This is a genomic window from Saccharothrix longispora (assembly GCF_031455225.1).
Classification (GTDB): domain Bacteria; phylum Actinomycetota; class Actinomycetes; order Mycobacteriales; family Pseudonocardiaceae; genus Actinosynnema; species Actinosynnema longispora.
The window spans coordinates 2514621-2527270 of sequence record NZ_JAVDSG010000001.1 but is presented as its reverse complement, the minus strand read 5'-3'; the positions used below and the strand labels follow the sequence as shown (position 1 = coordinate 2527270).

Annotated in this window: 11 protein-coding genes; 6 read left to right on the top strand and 5 right to left on the bottom strand. The window is 66.4% G+C overall.

The genetic code is table 11. The annotated features are described in order from the left end of the window. Nucleotides 1-71 precede the first annotated feature (71 nt). Nucleotides 72-848, bottom strand: coding sequence for a transposase family protein (locus J2S66_RS10140; protein ID WP_310306564.1), 777 nt, complete (start codon nt 846-848; stop codon nt 72-74). Between the two features lie 1536 nt (nt 849-2384). Between J2S66_RS10140 and J2S66_RS10135 the strand changes: the two genes are divergently transcribed. After that, the gene (locus J2S66_RS10135; protein WP_310306562.1) at nt 2385-3638 is read left to right on the top strand and encodes an AlbA family DNA-binding domain-containing protein; all 1254 of its coding nucleotides are present in this window, start codon (nt 2385-2387) and stop codon (nt 3636-3638) included. Nucleotides 3639-4038: 400 nt separating this feature from the next. Here J2S66_RS10135 and J2S66_RS10125 read toward each other — a convergent pair whose 3' ends face one another. Together J2S66_RS10125 and J2S66_RS10120 are read right to left on the bottom strand one after the other, a co-directional pair. Continuing rightward, nucleotides 4039-4293 carry a hypothetical protein gene (locus J2S66_RS10125; RefSeq protein WP_310306560.1) on the bottom strand — a complete coding sequence of 85 codons (255 nt, stop codon included), beginning with the start codon at nt 4291-4293 and terminating at the stop codon, nt 4039-4041. A gap of 3 nt (nt 4294-4296) precedes the next feature. Next, nucleotides 4297-4641: a DUF6247 family protein gene (locus J2S66_RS10120; RefSeq protein ID WP_310306558.1), complete on the bottom strand. Its 345-nt coding sequence runs from the start codon at nt 4639-4641 to the stop codon at nt 4297-4299. A gap of 364 nt (nt 4642-5005) precedes the next feature. Here J2S66_RS10120 and J2S66_RS10115 point away from each other — a divergent pair, with 364 nt between their 5' ends. From J2S66_RS10115 to J2S66_RS10095, 5 genes are all read left to right on the top strand, one after another. Beyond that, nucleotides 5006-6214: an ABC-three component system protein gene (locus J2S66_RS10115; protein WP_310306557.1), complete on the top strand. Its 1209-nt coding sequence runs from the start codon at nt 5006-5008 to the stop codon at nt 6212-6214. Further along, nucleotides 6211-6699: a three component ABC system middle component gene (locus tag J2S66_RS10110; RefSeq protein ID WP_106614115.1), complete on the top strand. Its 489-nt coding sequence runs from the start codon at nt 6211-6213 to the stop codon at nt 6697-6699. Before J2S66_RS10115 ends, J2S66_RS10110 begins: the two co-directional genes overlap by 4 nt. Next, nucleotides 6696-8642 carry a DUF3732 domain-containing protein gene (locus tag J2S66_RS10105; protein ID WP_310306551.1) on the top strand — a complete coding sequence of 649 codons (1947 nt, stop codon included), beginning with the start codon at nt 6696-6698 and terminating at the stop codon, nt 8640-8642. Before J2S66_RS10110 ends, J2S66_RS10105 begins: the two co-directional genes overlap by 4 nt. A 447-nt stretch (nt 8643-9089) precedes the next feature. After that, nucleotides 9090-9416 (top strand): hypothetical protein, encoded by a 327-nt coding sequence (locus tag J2S66_RS10100; RefSeq protein WP_310306549.1) that lies wholly within the window; start codon nt 9090-9092, stop codon nt 9414-9416. A gap of 81 nt (nt 9417-9497) precedes the next feature. Continuing rightward, on the top strand, nt 9498-11186 hold the full coding sequence (locus J2S66_RS10095) for an ISAzo13 family transposase (protein WP_310304168.1): 1689 nt from the start codon (nt 9498-9500) through the stop codon (nt 11184-11186). Between the two features lie 553 nt (nt 11187-11739). On the opposite strand, the gene J2S66_RS10090 is transcribed toward J2S66_RS10095, so the two are convergent. Together J2S66_RS10090 and J2S66_RS10085 are read right to left on the bottom strand one after the other, a co-directional pair. Next, nucleotides 11740-12165: a hypothetical protein gene (locus tag J2S66_RS10090; RefSeq protein ID WP_310306548.1), complete on the bottom strand. Its 426-nt coding sequence runs from the start codon at nt 12163-12165 to the stop codon at nt 11740-11742. Next, nucleotides 12159-12521 carry a hypothetical protein gene (locus J2S66_RS10085; RefSeq protein WP_310306546.1) on the bottom strand — a complete coding sequence of 121 codons (363 nt, stop codon included), beginning with the start codon at nt 12519-12521 and terminating at the stop codon, nt 12159-12161. Before J2S66_RS10085 ends, J2S66_RS10090 begins: the two co-directional genes overlap by 7 nt. Between the last annotated feature and the right edge of the window lie 129 nt (nt 12522-12650).

Genomic DNA, 12650 nt, shown 5'->3' with positions numbered 1-12650 from the left:
AGGTGCCGAAAGCCGTGCAGCACGGCGTTCGCGGTGCAGACACCTCGACGACCTTCGACCACTGAGCCTTTTCATCGTGGTTGGCGGCGGGTCTCGATGTGGTGCAGGACGAGGATGGCCGCGACGATCGCGGTGGCTCGGCGTGGGCAGCAGCGGAGCTTGGCCAGTATTTTCCAGCCCTTGAGTAGCGAGACGGCGCGTTCACCGAGTGCGCGGATGCGGGCGTGTGCCCGGTTGACCGCCTGCTGACCGGGCGAGAGGTTGTGCCACTTGCCGCGGTACGGAACGCGGATGGGGCCGCCCGCGCCTCGGTAGGCCTTGTCCGCCCAGCACGGGATGTCCGCTGCGGTGAGGGCGTTGATGATGCCGTGGGTGCGGGCCGCGGTGAGGTCGTGAGCTGAGCCGGGCAGTGCGGGCGAGGTCCAGATCAGTCGCCCGGCGGGGTCGGCGAGGACTTGGACGTTCATGCCGTGTCGCTTGTGTTTTCCGGAGTAGTACGGGCGGTCGGCGGCGATCCGGTCGATCCGGAGCAGGGTGCCGTCGAGGATGACGTAGGCCTTGCGCGAGGCGACCCGCGTCGCCTCGGCGAGGTCGGGCGCCAGTGCGGCCAGGAGCCGGACGGCTTCGTGGATGTAGCGGCAGACGGTGGCCAGGCCGACGTCGAATCCGGCGGTCAGGCGGCTGTGGGTGTCGCCGTAACGCAGATGCGCCAGAACCAGCAGTGCTTGGCGTCCGGGGTTGAGTTTGCGCCACCTGCTGCCGATCTGACGGCGGTGTGCGGTCAACTGCCGGGTGAGGAAGCGGAGGTGTGAACTGGACAGGTCGATCGCGGATGGGTAGACAAGCACTCGAAGCTCTTGGCGATGGCCTTGCTCTTGGTCGAGAAGTCATTTACCGGGAGCTTCGCTACGTCTCTACCGCGACGCGCAGCCCACGCCACCAGGTTGGAAAACGCTCATTGTCACCACCTCACGGAGATCGTACGACCGAAGTGTCCGGTACGACGTGGCATTTCTGTACTGCATCGGCCTGCGTTCGTGAAATTCGTCCTGGCGACGGCGCTAGCCCTTTTCCTGACGCCGGTCGGGCCGATCTTGGCAGCGTCTGTGTGACCAACACCGTCGCATCAGACCGACCACCGCAGTTCTCGTTCAGGCACGGACGGAGGACCCGATCTGATCGCCGACTGAACCGCAGGACTCCACCCGCAGGTCGGCGCCGACGACAGCCCCGAGGTACCGCCGGGCCACAAGACACCCAACGCTCATCCGGTAGGGTCCGTCTCATGGGCAAGGGTGCCAGGAACCGCGCCAACCGCAGCATCGGCGTGTCCGCCGACGTCGGCTTGCTGCGTCGCAAAGGTGACAAAGGTCCCTGTGGCCTGTGCGGCGTTGTCGGGAAGTTGAGCCGAACCCATGTGCCGCCCCAGTCAGCGGGAAATGATCATGGCGTTCAACGAAATTACCTGCGATCGATGACTGTGAATGGACTGCAGACACAGACGGTCGACAGGAAGTCCGATGGCGGAATGCACGTCTACGGACTGTGTCAAACGTGCAACACGACCGCCGGGAAATGGGACGTTTCGTACGCGGAATTGGCCAATGGACTGAAGCACTGCTGGGCGACGGGATCCATCTTGGTGCCTGGCGACCGGATGCGCCTCCCCGCCGTGGAGTGCAGTCCCGGCGAGGCGGCCCGATCTGTCCTCATGGGCCTGTTCGGCGCCAACCATGTTCTTCATGACCGGTTTCCGGACCTCGCAGCAGGTTTGCTGGCAGGTACCGAGCCCCTTGCTCTTCCGCGGGAACTCCGGCTCCGACTAGCCCTTGCTCGGGGCACGGTAGGACGTCTCACCGGGGCTCTGCATTCCATGAAGGTCGCTGACACGAAGAGCGGTGTCATCGAATACCTACGATCCGACGCGGCAGTCTACTTCCCGCCGCTAGCCTGGAACTTAACTGACGAAGGATCGACTTACCTCGACGGGCAAGGGTGGGGCGATGCAAGCTCTTGGCTAAGCATACCCATCGGGGAACGACGAGACGTCAGCACCCTTTTCCCCTCACTCCCCCTTGTGCAAGAGCCAAGCCAGGACGCCCGCGAGTCGAACAGTTTTGTTCGTCTATTTTCCAACGATCTCACGCCGATCGTAGAATGCAGAGGGCTTCTTGTCGAGTAGAACCTTCTACATTTCGCACGGACGTGAGCGAGTGTGACGCATGACCGGGCGTTTCCGTACAGCTCGCAGCTTTGGTATGTGCCTGAATTTACGCCGGACCTACTTACCCAATGCCATGTCGACCTGACGTCGGATCTGCCTGTCGGTATCGATCGCGAGCTTCGTCACCTGTCGCTCGATCGGCTGCCCCTAGACTCGAGTCATGACTTTCACAGCATTGCACCGTGCTCTCGGGGTCGCACCGGGGCCGCTGACCGACGAACTGCTCGATGCGGCGGTGGCCACCGGTGTAGTGGAGGCAAACGACCTGGATTGGAAGCTTGAGCTGCCTCCGCTCAAAGGTCTCCCGCTGACGGACTTCCCCAAGGATGTCGCCGCGATGGCGAACAGCGGTGGAGGCGTGATCGTCTACGGGGTGCGCGAGTCGCAGAAGGCCGCGACCGGGCGGGTCGATGTCGGCGGGTTCGACGAGGTCTACGAGCGCGCGCTGCGCAGCGCCGCGATCACCGCCGTCTCCCCGCCCGTGTTCGGCCTGACCGTGCACCGCCTCGGAGCCGAGGGGAACCGGGCCGTTGCGGTGGAGGTCCCCGCGAGCGTGGACGGGCCGCATCTGATCTACAGGAACGAGTACTTCGGTGCGCCCGTCCGCAACGACTCCGACACCGTGTGGATGAAGGAGCGGCAGATCGAGGCCATGTACCGGGCACGGTTCGACGAACGCCGGCACGCCACCGAGGCTCTGGACAACCTGTACGCGGAAGCGGCTGCCGGGCGCGATTGCGACCAGCGGGCCTGGCTGATCGCAGTGGCCCACCCTCGTCTCCCTCGTTTCCGGGATCGCCTGACCCGTGATCAGGCCCGAGAGGTCCTGTCGAAGACCGAGGGTCTGGCACTGGTCTATGCGGGTCGCGGCGGCATCCATCCGTTGGAGAGCGTGGACCGGCTCAACCCGCGGCCGGGTCTGCGCCGGTGGGTCGCGGTGAACACCGCGACAGATGAGCGCTCGACGTGGAAGGAGTCGTGGATGAGCATTCACCACGACGGCTCGGTGTCGCTGGCGACCGGAGTCGGCGGGCACCGCGCGAGCAGCACCGCTCACTTCGCCGGTTGCGAGGTCGACGCCTCGAGCCTCGAGTGCGCGATCGCGGACGTCATGGCGCTCATCCGCGCCACCGCGGAAGCGACCGACAACGACGAGTACGACGTACGCGTAGGAATCGAGTGGACCGGCGGGCAACCGCTGACGATCCTGACGAGAGACGGCTTCGGTCACACCTACGACGGCGTATCGACCCCGCTGCACCGCTACGCGCCCGTCGAGACGACCGTGAACGCGGTAGAGCCCGCCCTGGACTACTACTGGCACGTCCACGACCTCGCCCAGGACTGTGTGAACCAGGGCGGTATCTCGAACGTGCGGATGATCCAGCCTCCAGCGCGCGACTACCAGCAGTAATCGAACGCATCGGGCCAGGCACCGGCGACAGAACAAGCAGGACCTCACGTCGACCGCGAGTCACCCTGGTGATCAGAAGCCTGGCGGCTGCTGCGCAGATTCCGCCGCTCCACCACCCGTATCACCGACCTGACCAGAGCCGTCCTCACACTTCACCTCAACACTGGATGAGGTTGGTAAAGGCTCACTGGATCCGACAGGAGGAGGTCGACCGCGACCGAGTCGGAGTAGCTCACCTTCGGTGGAGAAACGCGGCCCTCCTGGATTACACCATGACCATGACGGTGGCACCATCGACGACCACCCGCACAGAGCAGGACCTACGTCCGAACAGTTCCGCAAGCCCAAGGCGTGGCGCAGACCGCAGGAGTCCGTCACTCCCTAAGGCGTAGCGGCGGAGTCAGGCCAGCCACTGCACGAGCAGCAGGTGCACCTCGCGCTGGTCCTCCAGGATCAGGTACACCACCTGACCGGCGCGCTCAGGGCCGAAGCTCCAGTAGCGCACCGCCGCGCCGGGGTTGTCCTCGTGCTGCGGACGGCCGTTCCATGGCTGCAATTCCAACACCGCCAGCACCTCGGCATACGCCGACAGCGCCTCCACAGGCAGCGCGGCGACCTGCTCCAACGTCGCAGCGTCGGGCACGATGCGATACACCGGCTACTCGGCCCGCCCCTGACGCTGACGCAGCAGCGCCTTCATCTCCTCCAACGACACCGCATCCGGGTTGGCACCCAGACGCTGGACCTGCTCAGCCTTGGCCAGCATCCGGTAGTACGAGCCCGGGTCGTGCAACTCGCCGTAGGCGATGTGCCGCCACTTGCCCAACAGCTCCCGTACCCCGGCCAGGTCCTTGGACACCTTGGCCCGCTCCAGCACCAACTCCCACTCGCGGTCGAACTCCGCCACCAGCATCGGAGTCAGAGCAGCCCGGATCGCCACCGGATCGGCCGCAGGCACCACCGGATCGCCACCGGGAGGCATCGACGCAGCAGGAGAGGCCATGCCCCACCCTAACGCCCACCCGCAGCGGAGGTCCGCCGGCCCGGGAACCGACCGCAATGAAAGCCTGGGAGCGACTCGCGGCCGACGTGCTGAGCGTCGGGCCCGCGCATACCAGCGGCTCGTCATTGAATATCGGGGATAGTAGGGCACCGCCCTCCTCCGGCCGCCCCCCTGATAGGGACACAGAAGACTCACAGTAACGAGCACGGAACCCCATCGGAAAGCACGACTGAACGTTACTCATCCGATCGAGTGATATGCGTTCACCTGTTCGAGTCGAGTCAGGTTACCCTTATGTCAAGATCGTTTCATTTCGCGGCCCAGACCGTACGATTCCGTCCGGGAGTCGGTCACGGGAGGGCGTATGGGAGAACAGCTCGATTTGTTCGAGGCGTCGGCCTCCGCCATCGGATATCTCTTTCAACTGCGTAAAGCCCTCTTGTTCTGCGTCGAGCAACTACGGTCGGGGCCCGACTGGAGTGTCGCCGTGGAAGCCGGTGACGACATCGAGGTGAGCCACGAGCAGGGCCGCGACTTCTGGCAGCTCAAGCACCGCGCTCCCGGTACACGGATCACGGACGCGGCCTCCGACCTGTGGAAGAGCCTGCGAATCTGGGCGACGGAGTGGACCAAGCACGATCACAGCACCGACGCACCGACTTTCTTCTTGCTGACGACTGCGGACGCCCCTCCGGGTAGTGCCGCCTATCACCTGCGCCCGCCCGACACGGACGGCGCCCGGGACGAGACGACGGCTCTCGAACTGCTCGACCAGGCACGCGCGACCTCCAGGAGCAAAACCAACAAAGCAGCCTACGAGGCATGGGACAACCTGGACCTCCCGCAGAAGCGCGCCCTGCTCGCACGAGTGCAGGTACTCGACGCCGGACCCGACATCGAGAAGACGACAGCGCAGCTGACGGGCCTCGCCAATCTGGCCGTGGGGCACGAGCACGCGGAGAGGTTCGTACAGCGGCTGGACGGGTGGTTCCTCCAACGGGTGCTGGCCCAACTGCGCGACCGGTCGGCCGGTCCGGTGACCGGTCTGGAGTTCGACCAGGTGTTCAGCGAACGCCGTGACGAGTTCCGGCCCGGCAACCTGCGCATCGCCGACGACATCGCCGAAATGGACGCGACCGGCTCGGAGCATGGTGACAAGACCTTCGTTCATCAGCTGCGCCTGCTGGGAGTGAGCGATAATCGTGTTCGGCGGGCGGTGCGGGACTACCTGCGGGCGTTCACCCAACGGTCACGGTGGTCCAACGACAACCTGCTGCGGCCGGGCGAGTTGGGCAAGTACGAACGTCGCCTGGTCGAAGAGTGGGAGACCCGCTTCGACATCATGTCCGACGAGCTGGACGAGCAGGCCGCCGAGGCGGACAAGCTCCGCGAGGCGAAGGCGATCTACCGTTGGGTGGAGCAGGAAGCCCGGTTCGCGATCCGGCCGGGCTGTGACGAGCCGTTCGTCACCAAGGGGTCCTATCACATGCTCGCCGACGACATGCAGGTCGGCTGGCATCCCGACTTCGTGGCGAGGCTGATGGCCCTGCTGGAACCGGCAGCGGGCCGATGACCTCCGCCGTCTCCTGGAGCAGGGAGGAGCGGGCGCTGTTCAACCCCGCGTTCACCGGCCTGGTGTGCGCCCGCGTCGTCCAAGGCCACGCCGTCAAACACACCCCCGCCTGCCCGTTGCCCATCGTGGTCACGGCCGCCGTCATGGCCTTCCAGCCGGCCGTCCGCGAGCTGCTGCCGGGCAGTACCGCTGCCAGCATGACCAAGTGGGCCGAGGACAACGAGGCCGTCAAGGTCCACATGGCCGCCAACGTCCCCGGGCTCACCGACGTGGTGCGCCCGGGATTGCTGTTCGCGCTGCAGACCGGGGTGCTGACACTCGAGTCCTCGGCGTTGAGTCTGACCGGGCGCTCGATCCCCGCGAGCATCACCGGCTCGTCCCCGGAGACCGTCGCGATCCAGAAAGCCGCTCACATGCTGGGCCGGTGGCTACCCACCGCGGGCACCACCGCCACAGCCCTCACCCTGCTCGGAGTACGCCCGTGACGTGGCAGATCAAAGCACTGACCGTGTACGGCCACCAGGCCGGCCAGGTGCGCACACTGGACTTCGAACTGGGTGCCCTCAACATCGTCACCGGTGACTCCCGCACCGGCAAGACCTCGATCTGGACCATCACCGACTACTGCATGGCCAGTACCGACTACCCGGTCGGGGCTGGCGTCGTGCGCGACCACGTGGCCGTGTTCGCCATCCAAATCGTTAGCGGCGAGCGACAGTTGTTCGTCGCCCGCCCTGCACCGTCCAGCGGCACGACACCGGCACCCAGGCTGTGCCTGGTCTTCCAACAGCCGGGTGCCGGGCCGCTCGGGCGCGACGAGATGTCCTTCACTTTCCCCGTGGACGCGGCCCGCGGCATCCTCGCCGACTTTTGCGGCATCAACCGCACGGTGCGCCTGCCCACCACCAGGGGCAACACAATGTCCCCCTCGATCCGGCACGCCCTGTTCTTCTGCGCCCAAGCCCAGAACGAGGTAGCCAACCCCGACCTGCTCTTCCATTCCCAAGGCCGCGAACACCACACCCAGGCCATCCGCGACGTCTTCCCCTACTTCCTCGGCGCCGTCGACGCCGAGCAAGCCGTTCTGCGCGCCCAACTGCGCCAACTACGAGCCGACCTGCGCAACCACGAACGCGCCCTGGCCCAACAGGAAGCCGCCGCACCCGCACCGGGACAGGCACGCGCCCTGGTCAGGGAAGCGATCGAAACATCACTGCTCCCCCAACAACCGGTGGACGACCTCACGCTGGAGGACGCCTTCCGACTGCTCACCGACGCCACACGCGCCCCGCTTCCCGGTGTGCCCGACACGCCAGCGGACACCGACGACCCGCTCGTACGCCTCGAACAACAGCGAGAACAACTACGCGCCGACTACCAGCGCTCACGAGCACGGCTGACGGACCTGAGGCAATCGCTGAACGAACGTGGCGACTTCCTTACCCACGCGCTGGACCAGCACGAGCGGCTCACCTCGCTCAACCTGTTACGCATCCAGGACGAGACCTCCACCGACCAGTGCCCCGTGTGCGGCAACGGCGTCTCCAGCGTCAACGAGGTCGTCTCCGCCCTGCGCGCCGACCTCGAACACCTCGACGCCAACGTGGTGTTCGTCAACGACGACACCTCCCAAGTCCAAGCGCTGATCGCTCAGGAGGAGGAAACGCAGCGCGGACTACGCCTGGCGCTGAACACCAACCGCGACGAGCGCGAAGCCCTCGAAGCAGGCATTCGCGTCGCCTCACGCTTCCGCGACAGCACCCTCCGCGCCGCCTCGGTCAAGGGCCGGATCAGCCTCTTCCTCGAAACCACCAGCCGATTCACGGCCGCGCCGCGTATCGCGGACCAGCGCAATGAGCTGCAGGCACGCATCGAAGAGCTGGAAAACACTCTCGGCGATGACGTCCAAGCCGATCGCGTGAACAGCAGCCTCTCGCTGATCAACCAGAAGATCTCCGCCAAGGCCCGCGCGCTGCAACTGGAACACTCCCAGGTACCCGTGCGTCTGGACCTGCGCCGCCTCAGCGTCGTGGCCGACACCACCGCCGGCCCCGTGCCTCTCAACGAGATGGGCGGCGGCGAGAACTGGCTCGGCTACCACCTGGCCACGCTGCTGAGCCTGCACGAATGGTTCACCGAACACGACCGACCCGTGCCGCGGCTGCTCATCCTCGACCAACCCTCACAGGTGTACTTCCCCGCCGACTACAAAGGCGCCGGGCTGGAACCCGCACGCGAGTCCGACAGGATCTCCCTGCTGCGCGCCTACCAGGTCATCGCCGACACCATCACCAGTCTCGGCGGTGCCTTCCAGGTGATTGTTATGGAACACGCCGACCTCGAACACGAGGTCTTCAGCACCGCGGTCACACAACGCTGGCGACAAGGCCAAGGTGCACTGGTACCGCATGACTGGATCAACGCGTGATCGCCAACGGAAGCCAAGACAACACCCCTGCCACCACTACCCGGTCATCCATGAACATAACGTCCACCAGGAGGTCACCGTGGCCAACGCTTCCGAGAGCGGATCCGGGGAGCACACCGTCAGATCCCTGGACGATCAACGACGAAAGCACAGTCCCGCCCAACCGCGACTTCGGGAGGCCCCGAAGCCCGTCGACGCACGTGAGGCTCGCCTGGTTGACGACGCACTCAACAGTCTGAACTCGCTCGAACACCAAGTGGGAACAAGGGCGTTGTATCTGGCGATCACTCAGGTTCACGATCACGAAAGTGACTTCATGGCGCGCGCACGCAGCGCTGTACCGGAGTTCGTCGACATCGCCCGTGAGTTGATGGAGGGCGTCGGAATGACGCTTCCTCCTCCAGGTCCGCGCAAGACTCCCATCCCACCCCAAGCAGCGAACACAACGTGACGATCTCCCATAACGGTGCACTGGCGTGTCCGGATCCGACTCCGCAGGAACGCCTGCTTGTCACCGTCGCCGTGCAGGGTGCCGAGTACGCGTGCAGCGCGCTCACCGTCGAAGATCTCGTCGAGATGACCGACCCCGCTCACGTGATCAGGGCCGATGTGATTCGGGACCTGCTCCTCGGGCGTCATGGAGAGCTCGACCCTCGCGGCGTGCGCGTGTCCGGGGCGCGGATCGTGGACAGACTCGACCTGGACCACGTCACCGCTGCGGCCGGTGTCGAGTTGCTCGGGTGTGTGATCACAGAACCGATCACCGTGGAGTAGGGACTTGACCCAAGGCTGCGTAGTTAGGATTCGCAGAGAAATAACCCGTAGATTTCGGTCTTGGGCTGTCATGCTTGTGGTGTGAGCCTGGTCGAGGATGCAGGGGCAGCGCTGGCGGCGAAGTTCGAGGTGCTGTTGCCGCATCTGGACGAGCGTCAGCGGCGGCTGCTGCTGGCCGCGGAAGCCAGGGTGTTGGGACACGGTGGGATCAGGCTCGTCGCCCGCGCCGCGGGGGTGCGTGAGGCCACGGTGTCCCTGGGGGTCACGGAGCTGGAGTCCGGCGAGGCCCCGCTCGGACGGGTGCGCCGTCCCGGCGGGGGCCGCAAACGCGTCGCCGACCTCGACGCGGGGCTGCGTCCGGCGTTGCTGGCCCTGGTGGAACCGGACGTGCGGGGTGATCCGATGTCGCCGCTGCGGTGGACGACGAAGTCCACCCGCAAACTTGCCGCCGAACTCACCGCCCGGGGCCACCGGATCTCCGCCGACACCGTCGCGGACCTGCTGCGGGAAGAGGGCTTCAGCCTGCAGAGCAACGCCAAAACCCTGGAGGGCAAGCAGAATCCCGACCGGGACGCGCAGTTCCGTTACCTCAACGAACAGGTCAAGAACCACCAGGCCGCCGGGCAACCGGTGGTCAGCGTGGACACCAAGAAGAAGGAACTGGTCGGGCAGTATGAGAACGCGGGCCGCGAGTGGCGCCCCGGCGGCGACCCGGTCAAGGTCGACACCCACGACTTTCCCGACACGACCCTGGGCAAGGCCGTGCCCTACGGGATCTACGACCTGGCCGCCAACACCGGCTGGGTCAACGTCGGCACCGACCACGACACCGCCGCGTTCGCCGTCGAATCGATCCGCCGTTGGTGGAAGACGGCCGGCCGCAACATCTACCCGCAGGCCGGACGCCTGCTGATCACCGCCGACGCGGGCGGCTCCAACAGCTACCGCACCCGCGCGTGGAAGGCCGAACTGGCCGCCCTGGCAGTGGAAACCGGTCTGACGATCACCGTGTGCCACTTCCCTCCCGGAACATCCAAGTGGAACACGATCGAGCACCGGCTGCTCTCCCACATCACCATGAACTGGCGCGGCCGGCCTCTGACCAGCCACGAGGTCATCGTCAACACCATCGCCGCGACCACCACCCGAACCGGGCTGACCGTCCACGCCGAACTCGACACCGGCACCTACGACACCGGAGTCCGCGTCAGCGACGGACAGATGGACGCGCTGCCACTGGACCGGCACGAATGGCACGGCGACTGGAACTACACCCTGCGACCCGAGACATACCCCCGGATCCCCGTCACCACCCCCGACCCGTTCGACCGACCCAGCCCCGATGTGGCCTGGCTGTGCCACCCCTCCATCACCGGCCTGCCCACCCGCGACTGGCACACCCTCATCACCGCGCTCACCGCCCCGCACGAGGAGCAACGCGAAGCCCTGCTGGCCACACGACGCGGCCACCGCCCCCGCCACAAAGGCGGTCCCGACACCGGTCGACGCCCGGTCCTGACCCTGGCCGACCGGCTCCTGGCCACCGTTCTGCACTACAGGTCGGGCCTGCCCCAGGTCGCCGTCGCCGTCCTGTTCGGCGTGCGCCCCGAAACCATCAACAAACGCATCCGCGACATCCGAAACCTGCTCGACCAGACAGGCCGGACCATCCACCCCGCCGAACACCGCCTCACCAGCCTGGACGACCTCTACAACCTCGCCCACACCGCAGGCATCACCATCCCGGACAGCACCACACCAGCGAGTTAATGATCTGCAAGCCCTAACTACCCGGCATTGGGTCAGCGCCCGGTACAACACCCGCCGACTGCACTCCAGCCTCGGCTACCTCAGCCCCGCCGCCCTCGAAGCTACCCGGCACCACCCGGTGAACCGGGTTGCTTGACCACACTCATCGACCCTGTCCGTCAAACGGGTCAACCCCACCACCGGCCCACCGGCTACCGGAGCATCGTCCAGCTCCGGTCATAGCGGCTATGTACCCAACTCGACCGGACACCACAGGAAGGCCGCACGCTGTTGTCACCATCGTGCACGTCCAGATCCGCACAGCCGCAGAAGTCCGCTCGACCCGCTCCACCACCACGCTGGCAAGGTATGGCAGCAGGGCTGTCAACCAATTACGATCACACCCCGGTCATGATCACGGACCCGCGACACCTACCAGCAGCCACCCGAACTCGTTGATCACGCAATCAGTGACAGAGCCGCTCGTTTGACCCCGAACCGGCCAAGCGGGGCGGCAGCACCTGCCCCGCCGGGTCCGGCCGCCGGGAGGCGGCGGCCGGACCCGGTGCCCTCCTCAGGGCAGCGTGGCGGTGGTGGACCAGAGCGTCACGCTGCCGGTCCTGAACCACGCCTTGGCCCACCGGGGCGAGGGCACCCACGTCCACAGCGGCGCGTTGCACCGCAGGGCGTCACCGTTGGCCACCACACCGCCGCACACGCGGTGCGGCAGTGCCGAGTCCTTGATGTAAACCCACAGTTCGGCCTGGACGGCGACCCCGCTGCTGTTGCGGATCTCCGCCCACGCGTCGGTCAGCCCGCCCGAGGTCGCCACGCACACGCTCCCCCTGGTGCCAGCCATGATCGTCGTCCACGGCGTGCACGTCTGCTGGTCCGCGGCGTGCGCCGGGCCCGCCGACAGGACCACCGCGCCGATCACCGCCACCAGCGCGCCGACCAGCCCCCTCCGCCACCGGCGCATCCCGACCACTGGGATCACCACTCGCGGATGGCGATGTCCTGGACGCCGTTCCAGCACCAGCCGGCGCTGATCGACCCCCACCGGTAGTGCGGCGTGGTGGTGATGCCGCTGACGGCGGTGGACCCGCCCACGCACGTGACCGTGATGGACCAGGCCACGTTGCCGTCCCACGAGCCGTTGTAGCAGGAGGCGTCACCGTGGTAGAAGCCCAGGCTCGCGCTGGTGCTCAGGGTGCAGTACATGTTGGTCTTGGGGGTGGACAGGATCACCGAGCCGGGCGGCGCCGCGTTCGCCACCGCGCTCCCACCCGCCACGGCCCCGACCGCCAGCGCCCCCGCGACCGCCGCCTTCCCCGCCTTGCGGAGCAATCCGTTCATCGTGTCCCTCGCTCGTTCCCCTCGTGGTGCGGCCCCTCGCCGCGCCAGGTGATCCTCCGACCGGCCACGTCCCGGTGCCAGGGCCACAAACGCCCCGTTCCGGCCGAACCAGTCCACTTCGGACCACTA

Bases quoted from the DNA above. Each gene is read 5' to 3' on its own strand.
- J2S66_RS10115 (WP_310306557.1), top strand. From the start codon at position 5,006: ATGGGAGAACAGCTCGATTTGTTCGAGGCGTCGGCCTCCGCCATCGGA.
- J2S66_RS10110 (WP_106614115.1), top strand. From the start codon at position 6,211: ATGACCTCCGCCGTCTCCTGGAGCAGGGAGGAGCGGGCGCTGTTCAAC.
- J2S66_RS10135 (WP_310306562.1), top strand. From the start codon at position 2,385: ATGACTTTCACAGCATTGCACCGTGCTCTCGGGGTCGCACCGGGGCCG.
- J2S66_RS10085 (WP_310306546.1), bottom strand. From the start codon at position 12,521: ATGAACGGATTGCTCCGCAAGGCGGGGAAGGCGGCGGTCGCGGGGGCG.
- J2S66_RS10120 (WP_310306558.1), bottom strand. From the start codon at position 4,641: ATGGCCTCTCCTGCTGCGTCGATGCCTCCCGGTGGCGATCCGGTGGTG.